Origin of the sequence: Blastococcus sp. LR1 (genome assembly GCF_020166105.1) — a bacterium.
In the GTDB taxonomy this organism is placed as follows: domain Bacteria; phylum Actinomycetota; class Actinomycetes; order Mycobacteriales; family Geodermatophilaceae; genus Blastococcus.
On record NZ_JAIUJY010000005.1, the window covers coordinates 36,084 to 57,878 of the forward strand.

A 21,795-nucleotide genomic window follows, 5' to 3' on the forward strand; every position below is an offset into this window, starting at 1 on the left:
GCCGAAGCCTCGGCATGCTCGCTCTCTCAGACGACCCCGTAGCGCCCGCCTGCTTCCGGCCGGGCGCGAACCCTGGAGCGACATGACCGCCAGCACTGGCACCCGCACGTTGACCGACGGTGACTTCAAGGTCGCCGACCTCTCCCTCGCGCCTTTCGGCCGCAAGGAGATCCAGCTCGCCGAGCACGAGATGCCCGGCCTCATGGCCCTGCGCGCCGAGTACGGCGACGAGCAGCCGCTGGCCGGCGCCCGGATCGCCGGCTCCCTGCACATGACCGTGCAGACCGCCGTCCTCATCGAGACGCTCACCGCCCTGGGCGCCGACGTCCGCTGGGTCAGCTGCAACATCTTCTCCACCCAGGACCACGCCGCCGCGGCGATCGTCGTCGGCGACGGCACGCCGGAGGCGCCCAACGGCGTGCCGGTCTTCGCCTGGAAGGGCGAGACGCTGCCCGAGTACTGGTGGTGCACCGAGCGCCTGTTCGAGTTCCGCGACGAGTCCGGCGAGGTCGTCGGGCCGAACATGCTGCTCGACGACGGCGGCGACGCCACCCTGCTGATCCACCTCGGCACCCGCTTCGAGAACGACGGCGTCGTCCCCGACACCACCGACGCCGACTCCGAGGAGTACGGCGTCATCCTCGAGACCCTCCGCGGCACCCTCGCCAAGGACGGCGGCTACTGGACGCGCATCGGCCAGGGCATCGTCGGCGTCACCGAGGAGACCACCACCGGCGTCATGCGCCTGTACGAGCTCGCCCGCGACGGCCGGCTGCTCTTCCCGGCGATCAACGTCAACGACTCGGTCACCAAGAGCAAGTTCGACAACCTCTACGGGGTCCGGCACTCGCTGATCGACGGCATCAACCGCGGCACCGACGTCATGATCGGCGGCAAGGTCGCCGTCGTCTGCGGCTACGGCGACGTCGGCAAGGGGTCCGCGGACTCGCTGCGCGGCCAGGGCGCCCGGGTCATCGTCACCGAGATCGACCCGATCAACGCCCTGCAGGCGGCGATGCACGGCTACGAGGTGACCACGCTGGACGAGGTGATCGGCAAGGCCGACATCATCATCACCACGACCGGCAACAAGGACATCATCTCCGCCGAGCAGCTGGCCTCGACCAAGCACCAGGCGATCATCGGGAACATCGGCCACTTCGACAACGAGATCGACATGGCCGGCCTGGCGAAGACCCCGGGTGTCGTGAAGACGAACATCAAGCCGCAGGTCGACGAGTGGCGGTTCGCCGACGGCCACACGATCATCGTGCTCTCCGAGGGCCGGCTGCTGAACCTCGGCAACGCCACCGGCCACCCGAGCTTCGTCATGAGCGCGTCGTTCTCCAACCAGACGCTGGCCCAGATCGAGCTGTGGAACAACCGCGCGGCCTACGAGGGCAAGGAGCCCACGGTCACCGTGCTGCCGAAGAAGCTCGACGAGCACGTGGCCCGGCTGCACCTCGACGCCCTCGGCGTGAAGCTCACCGAGCTGACCAAGGCGCAGGCCGACTACATCGGCGTCCCGGTCGAGGGTCCCTACAAGAGCGACCACTACCGCTACTAAGAGGACCCCCTCGCCCCCCACCACTCGCTCCGCTCGCGGTGGGGCCCTGCGAGGGGGCCGTTCCAGCACGTCACCTCGGGGGCGGGACTTTCGCATCGAAAGTCCCGCTCCCGAGAGGGCTCACCCCGATGGGTGGGCCGCTTTCCTTGCCTCACAGCGCAGAATGGTCGCCGTGCCACCCACCGCTCCCCAGAACGGGCCCACTCGCGGCCGTGTCCTCGTGGTCGACGACGACGCCGCGCTCGCCGAGATGCTGGGCATCGTGCTGCGCCGCGAGGGCTACGAACCCGCGTTCGTCTCCGACGGCAACCGGGCGCTCGGCGTCTTCCAGCAGACCCGGCCCGACCTGGTGCTGCTGGACCTGATGCTGCCCGGCCGCAACGGCCTGCAGATCTGCCAGGACATCCGGCAGCAGTCCTCGGTGCCGATCGTCATGCTGACCGCCAAGGGCGACACCATCGACGTCGTCCAGGGCCTGGAGGCGGGCGCCGACGACTACGTCACCAAGCCGTTCAAGCCGGTCGAGCTCGTCGCCCGCGTCCGCGCCCAGCTGCGCCGCGGGGAGACCGGGCAGGCCGAGAACCTCAGCATCGGCGACGTGCAGATCGACGTCCCCGCCCACCAGGTGACGAGGGACGGCGTCCAGATCGCGCTCACCCCGCTGGAGTTCGACCTGCTGGTCGCGCTGGCGCGGAAGCCACGCCAGGTATTCACCCGCGAGCTCCTGCTGGAGCAGGTGTGGGGCTACCGGCACGCCGCGGACACCCGGCTGGTCAACGTGCACGTCCAGCGGCTCCGGGCCAAGGTCGAGAGCGACCCCGAGAAGCCCGAGGTCGTGCTCACCGTCCGCGGGGTCGGCTACAAGGCCGGACCGCCTTGAGCCCACCGTGAGTAGACGTCGCGGGCGTGGGCTCACCGCTTCGAGCCTCACGTCGTCGACAATGGGGGAGTGACCGCCACCCGCTCTCCCGAGACGGGCACCGGCGCGGAGCCGGCCGGAGGCACGTCCTCCGCCCGTTCGCGCCGGAGCGAGGTGCGGCGGCTGCAGCGCGGTCTGCGCCGCAGAGCGGTCCGCGCCCGGCGCAAGGTGCGCCGGGACACCCGCCGGCTGGCCGCCCGCGCGCTGCACACCTGGCGGTCCTCGCTGCAGGTGCGCATCGGCGCGATCACCACGGTGGTCGCCGGAACTGTCGTCGTGATCGTGAGCCTGGTGCTGTTCAGCCAGATCCGCGATCAGCTGCTCGACGTCAAGCGCCAGGCCGCCATCGACCAGGTCCAGGCCGGCGTCGTCTACGCCCAGAACGAGGTCGCCGGCATCGCCACCGGTGATGCCGCCAGCGTGCGCTCCACGCTCACCCGGACCGTCACCAACCTGCTCGAGCGAGGCGGCGCCGCCGGCGACTTCGACGTCGTCATGGTCTACCGGCCCGGCAACCCCGACCGGACGACGACGACCCGGCGTCCCCTGTACGAAGCGCTGCCGAGCGACCTCCGGGGAGCCGTCGACGCCGGCGCCCAGGCCTCCCGGTACTCCGTCGTCCCCGACGCGACCGGCACGGACCGGCCGACCCTGCTGATCGGCGCCCCGGTCCTGGGCGACACCCAGGCTCCGGACCGGATCGAGCTGTACTACTCCTTCCCCCTGCAGCAGGAGCAGGAGAGCCTGTCCCTCATCCGCAGCACCGTCGTCATCAGCGGGGTCGCCCTCACCCTCCTGGTCGTGGGCATCGCCGTGCTGGTCACCCGGCTGGTCGTCGATCCGGTGCGGCGCGCGGCGGGAACGGCGCAACGCCTCGCCGAGGGCCAGCTCGAGGAACGCATGACGGTCCGGGGGGAGGATGACCTCGCCCGCCTGGCCACCAGCTTCAACGCCATGGCCGACAGCCTCCAGCGGCAGATCACCCAGCTGGAGGGGCTGTCCCAGCTGCAGCAGCGGTTCACCTCCGACGTGTCCCACGAGCTGCGCACCCCGCTGACCACGGTGCAGATGGCCGCGGAGGTGCTGCACGAGTCCCGCGAGGACTTCGATCCGCACGTGGCGCGGTCGGCGGAGCTGCTGCACGCCGAGCTGGACCGCTTCGAGTCCCTGCTCACCGACCTGCTCGAGATCAGCCGTTACGACGCCGGCGCCGCGGTCCTGGACGCCGCCCCCACCGACCTCGGGGTGCTGGTCGGCCGGGTGGTGGACGGCATGGCGGCGCTGGCGAAGCGGCACGAGTGCGAACTTCAGGTGACCCTCCCGGCCGAGAACGTCCTCGCCGAGGCCGACGCGCGACGCGTGCAGCGGATCCTGCGCAACCTCGTGGGCAACGCCATCGAGCACGGCGCCGGCCACCCCGTGGAGATCACGCTGGCCGCCAACCGCTCCGCGGCCGCCGTGACGGTCCGGGACCACGGGGTGGGGCTCAGCGCGGGGGAGGCCCAGCACGTCTTCGACCGGTTCTGGCGGGCCGACCCCTCCCGCGTCCGCACCGTCGGCGGCAGCGGGCTCGGGCTCTCCATCAGCCTCGAGGACGCCCGCCTGCACGGCGGATGGCTGCAGGTGTGGGGTCAGCCGGGCGCCGGGGCCCAGTTCCGGCTCACCCTGCCGCTGGTGGCCGGGACGGACCTGACCAGCTCGCCCCTGCCGCTGCGTCCGGTGCGGCTGCGACGTCCCGGGGGAACCCGATGAGCCGGCGCCGCGGCCTGGCGGTCGCCCTGCTGGCGGCGACCCTCCCGCTGATGTCCTGCTCCACGGTGCCGACGAGCTCGCCGACGGTCCAGATCCCGCAGGCGCCGGCGCGGCCGGCCGAGGCCGCGGGCATCGAGCCGCTGCCGCCCGCGCCGGGCGCCAGCGCCGAGGAGGTCGTGCGCACGTTCATCGACGCCTCGGCCAGCACGGTGACGGGGCACCCGGTGGCCCGCCTGCACCTGGCGACCGAGGAGGCCGAGACCTGGGACGACGCGACCGGGATCAGCGTCATCGGCAGCGACTACGCCACGGTCACCACCGACTCCGGCACCGTCCTGATCACGGCCAACCTCGTCGGCACGGTCGACCCGCGCGGGGTGTTCACCGTCGCGGGGCGGGGCGTGTTCACCCGCGAGTTCCGGCTGCAGCAGGTCGACGGCGAGTGGCGGATCAGCGATCCGCCCGACGGGCTGATCATGCTCGAGCCGGACTTCGAGCGGCTCTACGACGAGCTCCAGGCCTACTTCCTCGACCCCACGACGTCGCGGGTGGTCCCCGATCCGCGGTACCTCCTCACCGGCGAGTCCCAGCCCACCGCCCTGGTCGAGCGGCTCCTGGCGGGGCCCTCGGCGGCGCTCGCCGCCGGTGTGTCCAACCCGCTGAACGGCGCCCAGCTGCGCCGGTCGGTGACGGTCGAGGACGGCACGGCCACCGTCGAGCTGACCGGTATGCCCGCTGACTCGCCGCTCCTGGAGCAGGTCTGCCCGCAGCTGGTCTGGACGCTGCAGCAGCTGGGACGCCGGATCAGCGACGTCGTCGTCGTCGTGGACGGTGAGCCGGTCACCCCGGAGCGCATTCCGGAGCGGCAGACCGTCGAGGACTGGGCGTCCTTCGACCCGGACGCCGTGCCGGTCGACGGCGTCGGGCACTACCTGGACGCCGGCGCGCTGCGCACGGCGGTGGAGGGTCGGCCCACGCCCGGACCGGCGGGGGAGGGCGTCTACGGCCTGACCAGCGCCGCTGTGTCCGCGGACCCGCGCAGCGGGCGGCTGTCCTTCCTCGCGGGGGTCCGCCCGGAGGGGCCGGGCGTGGCCCTCCTGGCCGGTCCGTACGACGGCCCGCTGACGTCGGTGCTCTCCGCCGCCACGCTGAGCGCGCCGACCGTGCCCGGAACCCGCGAAGAGGTGTGGGTGGTCCAGGACGGGGCGACCGTGGTGCGGGTGCCGGCCGGCGCCCCGCCGCAGCCGGTGACCGCGCCGACGCTGGCCGGCCTGGGGCGCACCGACGTGCTGCAGCTGTCCCCGGACGGGGTCCGCGCCGCCGTCGTCGTCGACGGGCCGGAGGGACGGCGTCTCTACGTCGGCACCGTCGTGCGCTCGCCCGAGGACGGCGCGGTCGTGCTGCGCGATCTGCGGGAGGCGGCGCCGACCCTGGCCCAGGTCATCGACGTGGGTTGGCGGAACAGCAGCAACCTGCTGGTCCTCGCCGGCGACGAGAGCCGGGACCGGATCGTGCCGTACTCGGTGGGGGTGGACGGCTGGGCGCTGACCCGGGTCACCACCTCCGGCCTGCCCAGTCAGCCCACCGCCATCGCCGTGGCCCCCACGCGCCCGGCGCTGGTGAGCGCGGGGAACACGGTGTGGCAGCTGGCCGGCGGAACCTGGACGACGCTGGTGCGGGGCGCGCAGCCGCTGGTCGGCGGGGCGCCGTTCTACCCCTTGTGACGACAGGGCCCCGGCGTCCACAGGGAACTCGTTCCGGGCGTCGGGACCGCGGCTGAGCGGGCAGGCTGGTCCGATGGGCCTGCTCCCGGCGCTCGCCGACCTGGTGCTGCCGCGCACCTGCGCGGGGTGCGGCGTGCCGGGGCGCAGCCTCTGCGGGTCCTGCGCCGCGCTGCTCACCGTGCCGCACCTGGCGCAGCCGCGCCGGTTCCCGGCCGGTTTCCCGCCCACCGTGGCCGCCGGCGCCTACGCAGGGGCGGTGCGGCCGGTGGTCAACGCCTTCAAGGAGCACGGACGGGCCGAGCTGGCCCGGCCGCTCGGTGCCGCGCTGGCGCTGGCCGTGGCGGCCGTGCGCACCGGGCTGGTGGCGCCCGCCGGGCCGGTGCTCCTCGTGCCGGTCCCCGGGTCCCGCGCCGCGCTGGCGTCGCGCGGCCGGGACCACGTCCGCGAACTGACCGTCCGTGCGGTCGCCGAGCTGCGCGAGGCCGGGGTGCCCGCCGCCGAGCACCGGCTGCTGCGCCGCCGTGGCCGGGTGCACGATTCGGCCGGGCTGACCGCCGTCCAGCGGCGCGCGAACCTGGCCGGAACCTTCGTCCTCGACCCGCGCCGGCGGCGGGCGCCCGCGGGCGCGATCCTGGTGCTCGTCGACGACGTCGTGACCACCGGGGCGACCCTGTGCGCTGCCGCGGAGGTGCTCGCGGAAGCGGCGACGGCGGACCGGACCGTGGTCCTGGCCGCCGTCGTCGCCGCCACTCCGCGCCCGTCCGGCCCGTCGCGGACGGAACCCACCGGACCGGCCGGGTACCGGCTCCGCACCGTCCCCGTCGGGCACCACGATCGACTGTCGGGACCGGGGACGAGGGACTAGCGTCGAAGCGACCAATGCCCGCCCCAACCGGGAGGTCTCATGGAGATCGTGGTCCGTGGTCGTAACGTCGAAGTTCCCGAGCACTACCGGCAGCACGTCGAGGACAAGGTCGGTCAGCTGGAGCGGTTCGACACCAAGCTCTCGCGCATCGACGTGGAACTGTTCCACGAGAAGAACCCCCGCCAGTCGGCCAACTGCCAGCGGGTGGAGATCACCCTCCGTGGCAAGGGCCCCGTGGTCCGCGCCGAGGCCTGCGGGCCCGACTTCTACGCAGCGCTCGACCTCGCCTCCGGGAAGCTGGACAACCGGCTGCGCCGCGCGGCCGACCGGCGCCGGGTCCATCACGGGCGCCGGACGCCGGACAGCGTCCGCGTGCCGGGGACCGCACTCGAGCCGGGGCACATCGACCTCGTGATCGAGGAGCAGCTGGCCCGGGACCGCGAGCTGGCCACCGGCACGCACGTCACCGATCTCGACGAGCACCTGCCCGGGCAGATCGTGCGCGAGAAGCAGCACCCCGCGGTGCCCATGACCGTCGACCAGGCGCTCCACGAGATGGAGCTGGTCGGTCACGACTTCTTCCTCTTCCAGTGCGCCGACACCGGGCAGCCGACGGTGGTCTACCGCCGGCACGCCTACGACTACGGGTTGATCAGGCTGGCGCCCGTCGCCCAGGACGGCGTCGCGCCGGCGCCGTCCCTGGCGCAGCCCGCCACCGTCTGACCCGGGGCAGGGCGCGGTCGCCGACCGCGCCCTGCCCTCAGACGTTGCCGAGGATCCGGTCCACCGAGATCTCGATGACCACGCGCGCCGGGTTCTCCCGGGGCTGCCGGTACCGCCGGGCGTAGCGCTCGACGGCGTCGGCGACCGACTCTGCGTCGTCCCGAACCACCGCCGTCCCCTCGAGGGTCACCCAGCGGCGGCCGTCGACCGAGCAGACCGCGACGCGGGACTGCCCGCTCCGGACGTGCCGCGCCTTCGCCGACGTCCCGGACGTGATCACCCGCGCGAGGCGGGTGGCCGCGTCGTAGGTGACGCCGACCGGCACCACGTGCGGGGTGCCGTCGGGACGCAGCGTGGTCAGCGTCGCGAGGTGCCGCTCGACGAAGAATTCGAGCAGCCCCGCACCCGGGTCGGAGAGGTCGTGCGCCATCGCTGCAGCGTACGGATGGGGCGCGTGGTGCCCCGCCGGCCGTGGAGGGTCGGCAGGCACAGCTGCGCCGCCTACGCTGGGGTCGTGGTGTTCTCCAAGATCCTCCGTGCCGGTGAGGGCAAGCTCGTCCGACGGTTGTCCAAGATCGCCGATGCGGTCGAGTCGCTGGCCGACGACTACACGGACCTGTCCGACGCCGAGCTGCGCGCCAAGACCGACGAGTTCAAGGAGCGGTACGCCGACGGGGAGTCCCTCGACGCGCTGCTGCCCGAGGCGTTCTCCGTGGTCCGCGAGGCCGCCACCCGCACGCTGGGCCAGCGGCACTACCGCGTCCAGCTCATGGGCGGCGCGGCGCTGCACCTCGGCAACATCGCCGAGATGAAGACCGGCGAGGGCAAGACCCTCACCGGTGTTCTGCCGGCCTACCTCAACGCCCTGGCCGGCAACGGCGTGCACGTCGTCACGACCAACGACTACCTCGCCAAGCGCGACGCGGAGTGGATGGGCCGGGTGCACCGGTTCCTCGGCCTGACGGTGGGCACGATCCTCTCCGGTCAGACCCCGGCCGACCGGCGCGAGCAGTACGCCTGCGACATCACCCACGGCACGAACAACGAGTTCGGCTTCGACTACCTGCGCGACAACATGGCCTGGAGCAAGGCCGACCTGGTGCAGCGCGGTCATCACTTCGCGATCGTCGACGAGGTCGACTCGATCCTCATCGACGAGGCCCGCACCCCGCTGATCATCAGCGGCCCGGCCGAGACGGCGGGCAAGTGGTACCTGGAGTTCGCACGGATCGTGCCGCTGATGAAGCGCGACGTCCACTACGAGGTGGAGGAGTCCAAGCGCACGGTCGCCGTCACCGAGGAGGGCGTCGAGTTCGTCGAGGACCAGCTCGGCATCGACAACCTCTACGAGGCGGTCAACACCCCGCTGATCGGCTACCTGAACAACGCGCTCAAGGCCAAGGAGCTGTTCAAGAAGGACCAGCAGTACATCGTCACCAACGGCGAGGTCCTCATCGTCGACGAGTTCACCGGCCGCGTGCTGGCCGGGCGCCGCTACAACGAGGGCATGCACCAGGCCATCGAGGCCAAGGAGAGGGTGAAGATCAAGGACGAGAACCAGACCCTCGCCACGATCACCCTCCAGAACTACTTCCGGCTCTACGAGAAGCTGTCCGGGATGACCGGCACGGCCCAGACCGAGGCCGCCGAGCTCAGCCAGACCTACAACCTGGGCGTCGTCCCGATCCCGACCAACCGGCCGATGGTGCGGCAGGACCGGTCCGACGTCATCTACAAGACGGAGAAGGCGAAGTTCGACGCCGTCGTCGAGGACATCGCGGAGCGGAACGACGCCGGCCAGCCGATCCTCGTCGGCACCGCCAGCGTCGAGAAGTCCGAGCTGCTGGCGACCTACCTGCTCAAGCGCGGCATCCCGCACGAGGTGCTGAACGCCAAGAACCACGCCCGTGAGGCGTCGATCATCGCCATGGCGGGGCGCTCCGGTGCGGTCACCGTGGCCACCAACATGGCCGGCCGAGGCACCGACATCCAGCTCGGCGGCAACGCCGAGTTCATCGCCGACGAGAAGCTGCGCGCCCGTGGCCTCAACCCGACGGACACGCCGGAGGAGTACGAGGCCGCCTGGGACGACGCGCTGGCCGCGGCGAAGGCCCAGGTCAAGGCCGAGCACGAGAAGGTCGCCGAGGCCGGTGGCCTGTACGTGCTGGGCACCGAGCGGCACGAGAGCCGCCGCATCGACAACCAGCTGCGCGGCCGGTCCGGCCGTCAGGGCGACCCGGGGGAGTCGCGGTTCTACCTCTCCCTCGGTGACGACCTGATGCGCCGGTTCAACGGCCCGATGCTCGAGTCGATGATGAACACCCTGCGGGTGCCCGACGACCAGCCGATCGAGTCGAAGATGGTCAGCCGGGCGATCCTGTCGGCGCAGACCCAGGTCGAGCAGCAGAACTTCGAGGTCCGCAAGGACGTCCTCAAGTACGACGAGGTGCTCAACCGGCAGCGCACCGTCATCTACGACGAGCGCCGCAAGGTGCTCGACGGCGCCGACCTGCACGTGCAGGTGCGCACCATGGTCGACGACGTCATCGGCGCCTACGCCGACGGCGCCACGGAGACCGGGTACGCCGAGGACTGGGACCTCGAGCAGCTGTGGACCGCGCTCAAGGCGCTGTACCCGGTGGGGATCACCATCGACGAGCTGGTCGAGCAGGCCGGTGGCGACCAGACCGACCTCACGCCCGCCGGCCTCAAGCAGGCCCTGCTGGACGACGTGCACCGCGCCTACGAGGAGCGCGAGGGCACGCTGGGTGCCGAGGTCATGCGCGAGCTCGAGCGGCGGGTGCTGCTCAGCGTCATGGACCGCAAGTGGCGCGAGCACCTGTACGAGATGGACTACCTGCGGGCCGGCATCCACCTGCGCGCGATGGCCAACCGCGATCCGGTCGTGGAGTACCAGCGCGAGGGCTACGACATGTTCGTGGCGATGCTCGACGGCATCAAGGAGGAGTCGGTCGGCTTCCTGTTCAACCTCGAGGTGAAGACCAAGGAGGAACAGGACGCGGAGGTCAAGGCCAAGCAGGACGAGGCCGAGGCGAAGGCGCTCGCCGCTGCCCAGGAGGGGACGGCACGGGTGCTGGCCCGCCAGGCCGCGGCCGCCGGCAACGGCAACGGCAACGGCAAGCCGGCCGCCGCCACCGCGCGGCGGTCCGCCCCCGCGGCGGCCCCCGCCGCCGCGGCTCCGTCCCTGGAGAAGAAGGCTCCGGAGCAGGCGGCCCCCGAGGCGGCAGCCCCGGCGGCCGCCACCTCGGCCACCGGCACGGGTCCGGCGCTGTCGGTCAAGGGGCTCGAGGAGCCGCGCCGGGCGCAGGAGAACCTGACCTACTCCGCGCCCAGCCTGGACGCGTCACCGGCCGAGGGCGGCAAGGCGAAGGCGGCGAAGAGCGCCACCGTGGTGGGCTCCAAGGAGACTCCGCGGAACGCGCCCTGCCCGTGCGGCTCGGGCCGCAAGTTCAAGCAGTGCCACGGGGCCTCCGGCGCCTGAGCCGTATCCCGTGACCGAGAGGGCCCCTGCCGACGACGTCGGCAGGGGCCCTCTCGCATGTCGGCTCAGCCGATCTGGAGCACGGTGCACCGCCAGCGGCCGTCGATTCCCTCCAGGCGAGCGGCGACGGCGTGCGCCCGGCCGCCGCGGTGCGCGACCGCGCTGACCTCGGCCACGCCGTCCACGGGCTCGCAGACGCGGATCCGGCCGACGACCAGCGGGGCGTTGCCCTCGGCGCACCAGGCGGGACGACGCCCGCCGGTGAGTGCCGCGAAGATCTTCGGGGACGCCAGGTCGCGCACGTGGGCCAGCGGGCGTCGGCCGGCGAGGGCCTCCAGCGTCGTCCGGACCAGGCGGTGTCCCGCCTCGACGGCCGGAGGCAGGTCGGCGCGCGTGGAGCGCACCGGGCCGAACTCGTCGGCCGGATGTGCCGCGACCGACTCGCGCGGCGGGGGGCCCGGGCGGTGCACGGGGCGGGGAATGGTCTGCCCGGGGTGGACCAGGCGCAGCGCCGGCCGTGTCTCCAGGGGCGGCTGCGGAGTCGGGACGACGGCCAGCCGGAGAGCTGCCGGGGCGGCGGGCCGGGCCGTGCGGGTCGGTGCGGTCATGAGGAGCTCCTGGGGGCTGGTTCGTGGGGCATGGTGCGGGGCCGAGGTCAGGGGAGGGGCGGGCGCAGGACCTGGCCCGGGAGGAGGAGGTCGGGGTCCGGTCCGATCACGTCGGCGTTGGCCTGCCACCACGCCGTGACGGCGGTGGCCACATCGGCCGCTGTGGGCGGAGAGCCGGTCGTCGTCAGGTGCCGCTCGGCGATGTCCCAGAGGCAGTCGCCGCGCACGACGACGTGCTCACCGGCTGCCGGCGCCTGCGGCCAGTCGGGGATCGCGGGGTCGTCGGCGGGCGCCGGGGATGCCGCTCCGGGCCAGTCGGGCACCGCGTTGGTGGGGCTGGACTCCTCCGCGGCGGCGACCGCCGGCGTCGCGACCACCAGGGCCAGCCCGAGGGCGGGCGGGGCGAGCCCGAGGCCGACGCCGAGAGCGAGGGCTGCTGCTCGTCGGGCTCCGGCGGGCAGCAGGCGGTGCAGCAGCCCGTCGGCCAGCGCTCCGGCGAGTCCGGGCAGTGCGGACGCGGCGGTCAGCGCCAGCCCGAGCGCGCCCCAGCACCAGACCAGCCAGGCCAGGAGCCCGGCCAGGTGCAGCACGAGCACGTCGGCGCCCGCCGCGTCGACCGTCTCCTGGGCCCGGCCCAGGGCGGCGACGCTCGCACCGGGCGAGGGGGAGAGGTGCGCCAGGAGCACGGCGGCGGCAGCCATGCCCGCCGCCGTGCCGATCAGTCGTCGTGCCGACATCGCCCCTCCAAGATCGTTGACGTGGCCACACTAAAGCAAGCAAATGCACGCAAACGCAAGTATTGGCGTGGATCTACGCTGACGACATGCGGTGGCAGCAGCTGTTCGCGGACCTGCAGGCGCAGTTCGAGGCGGCCGAGGACGCGGAGTCCCGGGCGGAGTGGGCGTCGCGCGCCCGCGCGGAGATGGGGGCGGTCCGCCTCGCGGACCGGCTGGGTGGGTCGCTCGGCTCGCGCCTCACGCTGACCTGCCGCGGCGCGGGACGGGTGAGCGGCGTGCTCACCGAGACCGGCATCGACTGGTTGCTGCTGGCCGACGAAGGCGGCCGCGACCAGCTGGTCTCGATGGCAGCCGTCCGCGCGGTCGCGGGCCTGGGGCGCCGGAGCGCGGCGCCGGAGGACGGGGGGTCGGTACGGGCGCGGCTGGATCTGCGCCGGGCGTTGCGCGGGCTGGCCCGGGACCGGGCGGCGGTACGGGTCGTCCTGGACGACGGCACCGCGCTGACCGGCACGATCGACCGGGTGGGTGCGGACTACGTGGAGCTGGCCGAGCACGCGGCCGACGAGCCACGGCGGGCCGGCGCGGTGCGCGGAGTGCAGGCGATCGTCATCCCCGCGGTGGCGGTGGTGACGTCCCTGTCAGCGGGGTGGGACTGAGGCGTCTACTCCGCCTTCGTGGCCGCTGCCTCGTCGGGAACGGATCCGGCGCGGGCCTCGGCGTACTTCTGCTGGATGAAGCGCTCGAGCTCGTCGGTCTCGACCCGCCACTGGCCGCGGCCGCCGATCTGGATCGCGATCAGCTCCTTGCGCCGGACCAGCGCATAGGCCTGCGACCACGAGACGTTGAGGATCTCGGCGACGTCGTCGAGGGTCAGGAAGCGGGGCGTGGGCATCTGCGTCTCCATCCGGTCGGCGCCCAGTCTGTCAGCCGGACGGGGAACGTGTGCGTCTGTCCACACACGAACGTGTGGATGACGGATGCACGGAAACGGCGGCGTGCCGCATCATCAGCGTTCGAACGTCGTCAGCGATCCGCAACGGCGTGTCAACGCGCCTTTCCTCGGCGCTCGACGTGCTGGAAGAGGTGAGGCGCCGTGACCGCCCTCCGGAGCCCGACCCCCGCCGCGGAGACCGACTCCTCCGCCGGCCCGTCCCCCCGCCGGGTCAAGGCGCCCGCGTGGCTGGACCTGCGACTGGTGCTCGGCGTCCTGCTGGTGCTCGGCTCGGTCCTGCTCGGCGCCCGCGTGGTCAGCGCCGCCGACGCCACGGTGCCGGTCTGGAGCGCCGCCTCGGATCTCGCCGCCGGCACCGAGCTGACGCCTGCGGACCTGGTCGTCGTCGACGTCCGGCTCGACGATGCCGCGAAGGCCTACCTCTCGGGCAGTGCGCGTCCCGAGGGGAGCGTGCTCTCCCGCCCGGTCCGCGCCGGGGAGCTGCTGCCCAGCTCCGCGCTCGAGGAGCCGGCCGACCTGGTCCGGCTGGCCCTCCCGGTGCAGGCCGGGTACGTGCCCCCGGGGCTGCGGCACGGTCAGCTGATCGACGTCTACGCTGTCGCCGATCCGGCCGCCGGCGCCACGGGCAAGGGGCTCGGCAGCGTCACCCTGGTCGTCGGCGAGGCCCCGGTGCAGACGACGACGGGCACGTCCGACGGCGTCCTCTCCACGCCGTCGACGACGATCCAGGTGGTCGTGGGCGTCGCCGCCGACGAGGCCGCCGACGTCCTCGCCGCCATCGCCGGGCGTCCGCTGGTGGTCGTGGCCCACGACTCCGTCGACACCTCCGACGCCGCTGCGGAGCAGGCGCGGGCAGGCTCCTCGGCGTCGTCCGCGAAGGCGGACGACTGATGGCCCTGCAGGTCTTCACCGCCGTCACCGGCGCGGGCTGGGAGTCCGAGCTCGTCGGAGCCCTCGACCGGGACGACCACGGGGTGACCGTGGTGCGGCGCTGCGTCGACGTGTCGGAGCTCCTCGCCGCTGCCGCCACCGGAACCGGTCAGGCGGCGCTGCTCTCGGCCGAGCTGCGGCGGCTCGACGGCGAGGCCGTGGCCCGGCTGCACGCGGCGGGCGTCGCCGTGGTCGGGCTGGTCGAGCCCGGGGACGAGCTGGCCGCGCAGCGGCTGCGGCAGCTCGGCGTCGCCCAGGTGCTGCCGGCCGACGCGGACCCGGAGGTCATCGCCGCCGCGCTGCGCGACGCCGTCGCCGGTGCGCCCGACGCCGGACGGGACGTCGCCGATCCGCGGGCGGCGCTGCCCGTGCCGGCCGAGCCGGAGCTGCCCCCGGCGCCGCGGGGTGGCCGGGGTCGGGTCGTCGCCGTGTGGGGTCCCACCGGCGCGCCGGGTCGCACCACCGTCGCGGTCGGGCTGGCCGACGAGACCGCGCGGCTGGGCGTCGACACCCTGCTCGTGGACGCCGACGTCTACGGCGGGGTCGTGGCGCAGGTGCTCGGGCTGCTGGACGAGTCGCCGGGACTCGCCGGGGCCGCCCGGCTCGCCGGAACCGGCACTCTCGACTCCGCGGCCCTGGCCCGGCTCGCGTGGTCGGTCCATCCCGGACTGCGCGTGCTGACCGGGCCGGCGCGGGCCGACCGCTGGCCGGAGCTGCGGCCCTCGGCGGTCTCCGTGGTCCTGGAGGAGGCGCGCCGGCTCGCCGACCTCACCGTCGTCGACTGCGCCTTCAGCGTCGAGGACGACGAGGAGCTTTCCTTCGACACCGCCGCCCCACGGCGCAACGGGGCCACGCTCGCGGTGCTCGAGCAGGCCGACACGGTGCTCTGCGTGAGCGGTGCCGACCCGGTCGCCCTGCAGCGCTGCGTCCGCGCCCTGGACCAGCTGCGGGAGGTGCTGCCCGACGTGGAGCCGGTCCTGGTCGTGAACCAGCTGCGGCGCGGCCCGGTGCCCGGCGATCCGCAGGAGGAGGTGTCTGCGGCCCTGGACCGGTTCACCGGCCGTCGGCCGCACTTCTTCCTCCCCGCCGACCGCCGGGCCACCGACGCCGCCCTCGCCGCGGGCCGCACGCTGGCCGAGGTGGCGCCGGCCTCGCCGCTGCGCTCGGGGCTGCGCGGACTGGCCGCGGAGCTCGCCGGAGTGCCCGCGCCGGCCGCCGGCCGGCGGGGCGTCCTGCGCATGCGGCGGGCCGGATGACCTCCGGAGTGTCGGAGGACGGCCTTTCCGTCGTAGCGTGAGGCCCCGTCCAGTGAGGAGAACGATGGCCGAGCGGCTCAGCACCCTGGACGCGTCGTTCCTCTACCTGGAGGAGCCCGGTACCCCGATGCACGTCGGCGGCGTGCTGGTCCTCGAGGCGCCACCCGGCGGGCTGGAGGCTCTCGCCTCGCTGATCGCGGCGCGACTGTCACTGGTGCCGCGCTACCGGCAGCGGGTCGTCGAGGTGCCCGGGCACCTCGCGAACCCGGTCTGGGTCGACGACCCGGAGTTCGACATCGCCTACCACGTGCGGCGCTCGGGCCTGCCCCGCCCGGGCACCCGGACCCAGCTCCTGGACCTGGTGTCACGGCTGAACTCCCGTCCGCTGGACCGCAACCGCCCGCTGTGGGAGGCCTACCTCGTCGAGGGGCTGGCCGACGGCAGCGTCGCCGTGGTGACCAAGACCCATCCCGCGCTGGTCGACGGGCTGGGTGCGGTCGACATCGGGCAGGTGCTGCTCGACGTCTCACCGGACGCGCCGGAGCCCGAGCCCGTCGAGTGGAACCCGCGCCCGCTGCCGTCGGGGCTCGAGCTGGTGCGCGACGCCGTGGAGGACTACCGGCAGCGACCGAGCTCGCTGGTGGACGCCGCGCGCGACGCCGTCACCGACGCCCGCACGACCGCTGCCCGCTTCGGCGGCCTCGCCGGGGGACTGCTGCGCACCGCGCGGTCGGCGATCATGCCGGCGCCGCACAGCCCGATGAACGCGCCGGTCGGGCGGCAGCGCCGGGTCGCGGTGGCCTCCGCGCCGCTGGACGACCTGAAGCGGGTGCGCAAGGCGCACGGCGGAACCGTCAACGACGTCCTGCTCACGGTGGTCACCGGCGCCCTGCGCGAGTGGCTGCTGTCCCGGGGCGAGCCGGTCGTCTCCTCGACCTCGATCCGCGCGCTGGTGCCGGTCTCGGTGCAGGACGAGGAGGGCGCCCCGGGCAACCGGGTCACCTCGCACCTGGTCGACCTGCCCGTCGGTGAGCCCAACCCCCGGGTGCGGCTGGCGCGGCTGACCTACGCGATGCGCGGGATCACCCAGCACGGGGAGTCCGTGGGTGCCGACAGCCTCATCGCGCTGAGCGGCTTCGCGCCGTCGACCCTGCACGCCCTCGGCGCCCGGGCTGCCCGCGGGCTGTCCCGGCGGCTGTTCAACGTCGTCGTCACCAACGTGCCCGGCCCGCAGGTGCCGCTGTACGCGGCCGGCGCCCGCATGCTCGAGGTGTTTCCGGTGGTGCCGCTCGCCCGGGGTCAGGGCCTGTCGATCGGGATGACCTCGTTCGACGGCACGGTGTTCTTCGGGTTCAACGCCGACCGGGACAGCGTCGGCGACGTCGACGTCCTGGCCGACCTCGTGGAGCAGGAGGTCGCAGAGCTGGTCGAGTCGTCCTCCTGAGCCGCCGGGCGGGAGCCGGACCGCGGGCGGCTACGGTTCTCCTTTCCATCGACGAAGGGGGAAGCCGGGTGCGCGTGTACCTGCCGGCGACGACGAACGTGCTCCGGACGCTGCTCGACGAGGGCCGCCTGCCGGCTCCGCTGACCGTCTTCGCGGTGACCCCGCAGCTGCGCGAGTTCTACGCGGTCAGCGACGCCGGGGCCGACACCGAGGAGCTCGAGTACGCGGCGCTCCTCACGGCGGCGCGGGCCAGCCTGCGGCTGATCGACCTCGACCCGCTGGCCGCCCGCCGCCGGGTGGTGCTCGCCGCCGACGTCCCCGACGCCTCGGTGACCCCGATGGACGACCCGCACGTCGAGCACGGCGCGGCCCGCGTGACCTCCGAGGTGCGGATGGCCGACGTCGCCAGCGCGCACGTCGACGGCGCCGACGCCGAGGACGACGTCCGCAAGGCCGTGAACGTGGTGCTGGAGGCCGACCTCGGCAGCGAGGACGCCCAGTTCGTCGTCGACGAGGCCGAGGGGCACGAGCTCGGCTGGTACGCCTCGCAGGAGATCGGCACGGTCCTCGAGCTGCTGTGAGCGGCTACCGCGGATGCGGCTCCAGGCCCCGTCCGTAAGATCACGATCCGTCTGTCAGCGTCGACGTCGGGAGCGGGTCCATGCAGTTCGGTCGGTACTACGAGGAGTTCGAGGTCGGGGCGGTCTACAAGCACTGGCCCGGGAAGACCGTCACCGAGTACGACGACCACCTCTTCTGCCTGCTCACGATGAACCACCATCCGCTGCACATGGACGTGAACTACGCGGAGAAGACCACCGACTTCGGCAAGAACGTCGTCGTCGGGAACTACATCTACTCGATCCTGCTCGGCATGAGCGTCCCGGACGTCTCGGGCAAGGCGATCGCGAACCTGGAGATCGAGTCGCTGCGGCACGTGGCGCCGACCTTCCACGGCGACACCATCTACGGCGAGACGACCGTGCTGGACAAGACGCCGTCGAAGTCCAAGGACGACCGCGGCGTGGTCTACGTCGAGACCATCGGCTACAAGCAGGACGGCACGATCGTCTGCATCTTCCGCCGCAAGGTCATGGTCCCCAAGCAGTCCTACGGCGAGGCCCGCGGCGGCGAGCAGCCCGGCCGTCCGGAGCCCAAGCCCCGGAGCTGATCCCCGGCGGCGGGGCGTGCCGGCCGGTTCAGTCCGGCAGCACGCCCCAGCCGCCGAGCGTCTCCACCAACCGGGGCGTGCACGGCAGCTCCGCGAGAGTGGCCGCGTCGGCGAACACGACGTCGACGGCGTCGTCCCCGGCCACCGGGAACGCGTCGTCGTCGAGCAGTGCGCACGCCAGGTCCGCGACGTCGTAGACGACGGCGGCGGCGTCGATCCTGATCCGGCCGACCTCGCGACCGGCCCGCACGCGCAGCCCGGTCTCCTCGAGCACCTCGCGCTCGACGGCCTCGGCGAGGGTCTCGCCCGGCTCCACCCGTCCGCCGGGCACCGACCACAGCCCGCGGCTCGGCTCCTGGCCGCGCCGGATCAGCAGCAGCCGGCCCACGCGGTCGTGCACGATCGCGCCGACGCACGGCACGACCGGGCGGTCGTCGTGCTTCCGCGGGGACACGCGCGCAGGCTACGCAGCGGCTCCCCGGTCCGCTCTTGACGGCCGGGCCCGTTGCAGCGACGGTTGTCCCCGATGAGTGCCTCTCCGGTCTGTCCCCGGTGTGGTGAGCTGCTGGCCGCCCGTACCGGGTCGGAGGCGCTCGCCTGGTGCCACGTGCACGGCGCCGTCACGCCCCTGCACCACACCGCCCTCGTGGCGCACGACGCCATCGCCGCGGTGACCGCCGACGCGCGCGTGCCGGCCTGGGTGCCCGATCCGATGCCCTCGGGCTGGGCGGTCACCGGCCTGGCCTGGGGTGGTGAGCCGGGGGCGCGGGCGATCGTCGTCGACTGTGCCGGACCGGCCCCTCTCGGCGGCTCGGCGGAGCTGGTGCTGGTCGCCGAGGAGCCGGGCACCGGCGTCGGCTGCGGCTATGCAGGGCTGCCCGGACTCGACCCCGGTGACGTCATCGCGGGGCCGTCGTCGGTCGACGTCAAGGCCGCCGGCCAGCGGGCGCCGCTCTGGGCGGTGCCGACCACCGACGACCGCGCGGCGTTCGTGGGGGAGGCCTACGGCGTCTGGCTGTGGCTGGTCATGTGGCCGATGAACGCGGCCTGGCTGCTGGCCGAGCAGCTGGAGCTGCTGGACCTGCGGGAACGCATCTATCCGGACCTGCCGCTCGGGCCGCCGGGGGAGCACCTGCTGCCCGGCTGCTGATCGTCCGGGGACCGGAACCGGACGGGCTCCTCCATGATCGGCGCGTCTGCCGGGGACGCTCTGGGGCCTGTGTTACCCATGGGACGAACGCGTCCGCCGCACCCGGCGGAGCGCCCGCGCAGGCAGGTCCTGCCCTCACACCCCGGAGGTGGCGGTGAGCCTCAAGAAGGTCCTCACCTGGGTGGTCGTCGCCTTCATCCTCTTCTACGTCATCCAGCAGCCGGAGGCCTCCGCAGAGCTGGTGCGCAACGCCGGGGAGGCCCTGGGTAGCGCGGCGTCCTCGTTGTCCGAGTTCGTCGGCAACCTGGTCTGACCCATGGCGACGCCCGAGCCGTCCGACGGCCCGGACCCGGACGACCTGGCGGAACTTCCCACCCGGGCCCGCAAGGACGTCCGCAAGTACGTGCTCGCCGACGAGGTGCTCACGGTCGCCACTCGGCGGCACTGGGCGGTGCTCGTGGCGCCGACGGCCCGCTGGCTGCCGGTGCTGGTGCTCGGCGGGTGGCTGCTGCTGCTCGACGCGGAGAACCGGTTCACGACGACGCTCGGCCTGCTCGTCGCCCTGGCGGCGCTGGCGGTCTACGGCCTCCGCGTGGGCGAGTGGTGGATGCGGCACTTCATCGTGACCAACCGCCGGGTGCTGCTCACCTCCGGCCTCATCGTCCGGAGCGTCACCCTCCTGCCGGTCCGCCGGATCACCGACCTGACGTGGAAGGAGACGCTGTTCGGCAACCTGCTGGGCTACGGCACCTTCCGCTTCGAATCCGCCGGGAAGCTGAAGGCGCTGTCGGAGATCACCTTCCTCCCGCACGCCGAGGAGCTGTACCGGAAGGTCAGCCGGCTGCTGTTCACCAGCGGCGGTGACGACGAGGGCAACCCCGACACCAAGTCGGCGGCCCGCCGCGACACCGAGCCCATCGCAGGGCTCCCGCCGCGGCAGCCCTGACCCACCGGGTGGAGCGCGGCGCGGTGCGGCAGGCTGACCGGTGATGCGGATCGACCTGCACACCCACTCCTCGGTGTCCGACGGCACCGAGAGCCCCGCCGAGCTGCTCGCGAGCGCGAGCGCCGCGGGCCTCGACGTCGTCGCCCTCACCGACCACGACACCACCGGCGGGTGGGCGGCAGCGGAGGCGGCGCGACCGCGGGGGCTGACCGTCGTCCCGGGCATCGAGCTCTCCTGCCGCTGGTTCCCCGACGACGAGCCGCCGGTCAGCGTGCACCTGCTCGGCTACCTCTTCGACCCGCTGCACCCCGTCTTCGCCGCCGAGCGCGCGCGGCTGCGGGACGAGCGCCTCGACCGCGCCGAGCGGATCGTGCGCGCGCTGGCCGCCGACGGTCACCCGGTGGACTGGGACGAGCTGGTGACCCACGCCGACGGCGGGGTGGTCGGTCGGCCGCACATCGCCGGCGCGCTGGTGCGCGGCGGAGTGGTGTCCTCGGTCGAGGAGGCGTTCACGACCCTGCTGCACCACCGCAGCCCGTACTACGTCACCAAGGCCGACACCGACGTCCGCGAGGGCATCGCGCTGGTGCGGTCGGCCGGTGGCGTGCCGGTCTTCGCCCACGGACTGGCGACCAAGCGGGGCCGGGTCGTCAGCGACGACGCGATCGCCGCCATGGCCGACGCCGGACTCCTCGGGCTGGAGGTCGACCACCCCGACCACAGCGACGCCGAACGCGACCATCTGCGCGGCCTGGCCGCCGACCTCGATCTCATCGTCACCGGCTCCAGCGACTACCACGGCAGCAACAAGACGACGCCGATCGGCGTCTGCACCACCGCGCCGGAGGAGTTCGAGCGGGTGCTGGCCGCCGGCACGGGCACCGCGCCGCTGCGCGACTGACCGCTCAGGTCCCGGAGAACCCGCGCACGGCGAGCGAGATCCCGAGCGCGGTCATGACGACGGCGATCACCGCGTCGAGCACCCGCCACGCCGTCGGCCGCGCGAACACCGGGCGCAGCAGGCGGGCGCCGAAGCCGAGCCCGAGGAACCAGACCGCGCTGCCGACGGCGGCACCCGCGGCGAACCACCAGCGCTCGTCGCCGTAGGTCGTGGAGAGCGAGCCCAGCAGCACCACGGTGTCCAGGTAGACGTGCGGGTTGAGCCAGGTCAGCGCCAGGCAGGTAGCCACGGTGACGGCGAGGGCGGTGCGCGCACCCGACTCGTCGGCGGCCAGCGCACCCGCCGGGCGCAGTGCCCGTCGGGCGGCCATGGCGCCGTAGACGAGCAGGAAGGCCGCACCCGCGAAGCAGACCGCCGTCAGCAGCCCGGGGCGGTCCAGCAGCAGCGCACCGGCGCCCAGCACGCCGGCGCAGATGAGGAGGACGTCGGAGAGCGCGCACACCGCCACCACCGCGCCCACGTGCTCGAGGCGCAGCCCCTGGCGCAGCACGAAGGCGTTCTGGGCGCCGATGGCCACGATCAGCGAGAGCCCGAGGCCGAGTCCGGCGAGGGCGGCGGTCCAGGCGGCGGAGGTGAGCACGTGAGCAC

General features: G+C 73.5%; 23 protein-coding genes. 17 read left to right on the forward strand and 6 right to left on the reverse strand.

The features are described 5' to 3' along the window. Window positions 1–82 precede the first annotated feature (82 nt). The 6 genes from ahcY to hpf all read left to right on the forward strand — a co-directional run bounded on the left by ahcY (window position 83) and on the right by hpf (window position 7,550). Window positions 83–1,567, forward strand: coding sequence for an adenosylhomocysteinase (gene ahcY / locus LBW97_RS15075; protein ID WP_224500178.1), 1,485 nt, complete (start codon window positions 83–85; stop codon window positions 1,565–1,567). Between the two features lie 163 nt (window positions 1,568–1,730). Next, entirely contained in the window at window positions 1,731–2,447 is a 717-nt protein-coding gene (gene mtrA / locus LBW97_RS15080; protein ID WP_224500179.1) for an MtrAB system response regulator MtrA, read from the forward strand. A gap of 69 nt (window positions 2,448–2,516) precedes the next feature. Continuing rightward, window positions 2,517–4,238 (forward strand): MtrAB system histidine kinase MtrB, encoded by a 1,722-nt coding sequence (gene mtrB, locus LBW97_RS15085; RefSeq protein ID WP_224500180.1) that lies wholly within the window; start codon window positions 2,517–2,519, stop codon window positions 4,236–4,238. Continuing rightward, window positions 4,235–5,962 (forward strand): LpqB family beta-propeller domain-containing protein, encoded by a 1,728-nt coding sequence (locus tag LBW97_RS15090; RefSeq protein ID WP_224500181.1) that lies wholly within the window; start codon window positions 4,235–4,237, stop codon window positions 5,960–5,962. The genes mtrB and LBW97_RS15090 overlap by 4 nt, the downstream gene beginning before the upstream one ends. Before the next feature lie 73 nt (window positions 5,963–6,035). After that, on the forward strand, window positions 6,036–6,827 hold the full coding sequence (locus tag LBW97_RS15095; protein WP_224500182.1) for a ComF family protein: 792 nt from the start codon (window positions 6,036–6,038) through the stop codon (window positions 6,825–6,827). A gap of 39 nt (window positions 6,828–6,866) precedes the next feature. Beyond that, the gene (gene hpf, locus LBW97_RS15100) at window positions 6,867–7,550 is read left to right on the forward strand and encodes a ribosome hibernation-promoting factor, HPF/YfiA family (RefSeq protein ID WP_224500183.1); all 684 of its coding nucleotides are present in this window, start codon (window positions 6,867–6,869) and stop codon (window positions 7,548–7,550) included. 37 nt (window positions 7,551–7,587) lie between these two features. Here the strand turns inward: hpf and LBW97_RS15105 are convergent, their stop codons facing one another. Further along, window positions 7,588–7,980, reverse strand: coding sequence for a pyridoxamine 5'-phosphate oxidase family protein (locus tag LBW97_RS15105; protein WP_224500184.1), 393 nt, complete (start codon window positions 7,978–7,980; stop codon window positions 7,588–7,590). Between the two features lie 84 nt (window positions 7,981–8,064). Between LBW97_RS15105 and secA the strand changes: the two genes are divergently transcribed. Further along, window positions 8,065–11,052 carry a preprotein translocase subunit SecA gene (gene secA, locus LBW97_RS15110; protein ID WP_224500185.1) on the forward strand — a complete coding sequence of 996 codons (2,988 nt, stop codon included), beginning with the start codon at window positions 8,065–8,067 and terminating at the stop codon, window positions 11,050–11,052. Window positions 11,053–11,117: 65 nt separating this feature from the next. Here the strand turns inward: secA and LBW97_RS15115 are convergent, their stop codons facing one another. After that, on the reverse strand, window positions 11,118–11,660 hold the full coding sequence (locus LBW97_RS15115) for an Rv3235 family protein (RefSeq protein ID WP_224500186.1): 543 nt from the start codon (window positions 11,658–11,660) through the stop codon (window positions 11,118–11,120). A gap of 47 nt (window positions 11,661–11,707) precedes the next feature. Further along, the gene (locus tag LBW97_RS15120) at window positions 11,708–12,397 is read right to left on the reverse strand and encodes a LysM peptidoglycan-binding domain-containing protein (protein WP_224500187.1); all 690 of its coding nucleotides are present in this window, start codon (window positions 12,395–12,397) and stop codon (window positions 11,708–11,710) included. 86 nt (window positions 12,398–12,483) lie between these two features. On the opposite strand from LBW97_RS15120, the gene LBW97_RS15125 reads away from it, so the two are divergent. Further along, window positions 12,484–13,053, forward strand: a complete 570-nt coding sequence (locus LBW97_RS15125) for a hypothetical protein (RefSeq protein ID WP_224500188.1) — start codon at window positions 12,484–12,486, stop codon at window positions 13,051–13,053. Between the two features lie 5 nt (window positions 13,054–13,058). On the opposite strand, the gene LBW97_RS15130 is transcribed toward LBW97_RS15125, so the two are convergent. Next, a complete protein-coding gene (locus LBW97_RS15130) occupies window positions 13,059–13,289 on the reverse strand; it encodes a helix-turn-helix domain-containing protein (protein WP_224500189.1) in 231 nt (76 codons plus the stop codon). A 201-nt stretch (window positions 13,290–13,490) separates the two neighbouring features. Here LBW97_RS15130 and LBW97_RS15135 point away from each other — a divergent pair, with 201 nt between their 5' ends. The 5 genes from LBW97_RS15135 to LBW97_RS15155 all read left to right on the forward strand — a co-directional run bounded on the left by LBW97_RS15135 (window position 13,491) and on the right by LBW97_RS15155 (window position 18,150). Continuing rightward, a complete protein-coding gene (locus LBW97_RS15135; RefSeq protein WP_224500190.1) occupies window positions 13,491–14,240 on the forward strand; it encodes an SAF domain-containing protein in 750 nt (249 codons plus the stop codon). Next, a complete protein-coding gene (locus LBW97_RS15140; RefSeq protein WP_224500191.1) occupies window positions 14,240–15,535 on the forward strand; it encodes a chromosome partitioning protein in 1,296 nt (431 codons plus the stop codon). Before LBW97_RS15135 ends, LBW97_RS15140 begins: the two co-directional genes overlap by 1 nt. A gap of 64 nt (window positions 15,536–15,599) precedes the next feature. Beyond that, complete coding sequence (locus LBW97_RS15145) at window positions 15,600–16,979, forward strand: wax ester/triacylglycerol synthase family O-acyltransferase (protein WP_224500192.1); 1,380 nt, start codon at window positions 15,600–15,602, stop codon at window positions 16,977–16,979. A 68-nt stretch (window positions 16,980–17,047) separates the two neighbouring features. Further along, window positions 17,048–17,560 carry a hypothetical protein gene (locus LBW97_RS15150; protein ID WP_224500193.1) on the forward strand — a complete coding sequence of 171 codons (513 nt, stop codon included), beginning with the start codon at window positions 17,048–17,050 and terminating at the stop codon, window positions 17,558–17,560. Window positions 17,561–17,640: 80 nt separating this feature from the next. Continuing rightward, entirely contained in the window at window positions 17,641–18,150 is a 510-nt protein-coding gene (locus LBW97_RS15155; RefSeq protein WP_224500194.1) for a MaoC family dehydratase, read from the forward strand. A 28-nt stretch (window positions 18,151–18,178) separates the two neighbouring features. Here the strand turns inward: LBW97_RS15155 and LBW97_RS15160 are convergent, their stop codons facing one another. Beyond that, on the reverse strand, window positions 18,179–18,604 hold the full coding sequence (locus tag LBW97_RS15160; RefSeq protein WP_224500195.1) for an NUDIX domain-containing protein: 426 nt from the start codon (window positions 18,602–18,604) through the stop codon (window positions 18,179–18,181). A gap of 72 nt (window positions 18,605–18,676) precedes the next feature. Here LBW97_RS15160 and LBW97_RS15165 point away from each other — a divergent pair, with 72 nt between their 5' ends. From LBW97_RS15165 to LBW97_RS15180, 4 genes are all read left to right on the forward strand, one after another. Further along, window positions 18,677–19,300 (forward strand): DUF6758 family protein, encoded by a 624-nt coding sequence (locus LBW97_RS15165; protein ID WP_224500196.1) that lies wholly within the window; start codon window positions 18,677–18,679, stop codon window positions 19,298–19,300. Between the two features lie 154 nt (window positions 19,301–19,454). Then, the gene (locus tag LBW97_RS15170; RefSeq protein WP_224500197.1) at window positions 19,455–19,613 is read left to right on the forward strand and encodes a hypothetical protein; all 159 of its coding nucleotides are present in this window, start codon (window positions 19,455–19,457) and stop codon (window positions 19,611–19,613) included. Window positions 19,614–19,616: 3 nt separating this feature from the next. Beyond that, window positions 19,617–20,246: a PH domain-containing protein gene (locus LBW97_RS15175; RefSeq protein ID WP_224500198.1), complete on the forward strand. Its 630-nt coding sequence runs from the start codon at window positions 19,617–19,619 to the stop codon at window positions 20,244–20,246. A gap of 43 nt (window positions 20,247–20,289) precedes the next feature. Further along, window positions 20,290–21,147 carry a PHP domain-containing protein gene (locus tag LBW97_RS15180; RefSeq protein ID WP_224500199.1) on the forward strand — a complete coding sequence of 286 codons (858 nt, stop codon included), beginning with the start codon at window positions 20,290–20,292 and terminating at the stop codon, window positions 21,145–21,147. Between the two features lie 4 nt (window positions 21,148–21,151). On the opposite strand, the gene LBW97_RS15185 is transcribed toward LBW97_RS15180, so the two are convergent. Beyond that, entirely contained in the window at window positions 21,152–21,787 is a 636-nt protein-coding gene (locus tag LBW97_RS15185) for a LysE/ArgO family amino acid transporter (protein WP_224500200.1), read from the reverse strand. Between the last annotated feature and the right edge of the window lie 8 nt (window positions 21,788–21,795).

What these genes read in the sequence shown, in the direction of transcription:
- ahcY (WP_224500178.1), top strand. Translation starts at nt 83, where the DNA reads ATGACCGCCAGCACTGGCACCCGCACGTTGACCGACGGTGACTTCAAG.
- mtrA (WP_224500179.1), top strand. Translation starts at nt 1,731, where the DNA reads ATGGTCGCCGTGCCACCCACCGCTCCCCAGAACGGGCCCACTCGCGGC.
- LBW97_RS15090 (WP_224500181.1), top strand. Translation starts at nt 4,235, where the DNA reads ATGAGCCGGCGCCGCGGCCTGGCGGTCGCCCTGCTGGCGGCGACCCTC.
- LBW97_RS15095 (WP_224500182.1), top strand. Translation starts at nt 6,036, where the DNA reads ATGGGCCTGCTCCCGGCGCTCGCCGACCTGGTGCTGCCGCGCACCTGC.
- hpf (WP_224500183.1), top strand. Translation starts at nt 6,867, where the DNA reads ATGGAGATCGTGGTCCGTGGTCGTAACGTCGAAGTTCCCGAGCACTAC.
- LBW97_RS15105 (WP_224500184.1), bottom strand. Translation starts at nt 7,980, where the DNA reads ATGGCGCACGACCTCTCCGACCCGGGTGCGGGGCTGCTCGAATTCTTC.
- LBW97_RS15115 (WP_224500186.1), bottom strand. Translation starts at nt 11,660, where the DNA reads ATGACCGCACCGACCCGCACGGCCCGGCCCGCCGCCCCGGCAGCTCTC.
- LBW97_RS15120 (WP_224500187.1), bottom strand. Translation starts at nt 12,397, where the DNA reads ATGTCGGCACGACGACTGATCGGCACGGCGGCGGGCATGGCTGCCGCC.
- LBW97_RS15125 (WP_224500188.1), top strand. Translation starts at nt 12,484, where the DNA reads ATGCGGTGGCAGCAGCTGTTCGCGGACCTGCAGGCGCAGTTCGAGGCG.
- LBW97_RS15130 (WP_224500189.1), bottom strand. Translation starts at nt 13,289, where the DNA reads ATGCCCACGCCCCGCTTCCTGACCCTCGACGACGTCGCCGAGATCCTC.
- LBW97_RS15140 (WP_224500191.1), top strand. Translation starts at nt 14,240, where the DNA reads ATGGCCCTGCAGGTCTTCACCGCCGTCACCGGCGCGGGCTGGGAGTCC.
- LBW97_RS15145 (WP_224500192.1), top strand. Translation starts at nt 15,600, where the DNA reads ATGGCCGAGCGGCTCAGCACCCTGGACGCGTCGTTCCTCTACCTGGAG.
- LBW97_RS15155 (WP_224500194.1), top strand. Translation starts at nt 17,641, where the DNA reads ATGCAGTTCGGTCGGTACTACGAGGAGTTCGAGGTCGGGGCGGTCTAC.
- LBW97_RS15165 (WP_224500196.1), top strand. Translation starts at nt 18,677, where the DNA reads ATGAGTGCCTCTCCGGTCTGTCCCCGGTGTGGTGAGCTGCTGGCCGCC.
- LBW97_RS15175 (WP_224500198.1), top strand. Translation starts at nt 19,617, where the DNA reads ATGGCGACGCCCGAGCCGTCCGACGGCCCGGACCCGGACGACCTGGCG.
- LBW97_RS15180 (WP_224500199.1), top strand. Translation starts at nt 20,290, where the DNA reads ATGCGGATCGACCTGCACACCCACTCCTCGGTGTCCGACGGCACCGAG.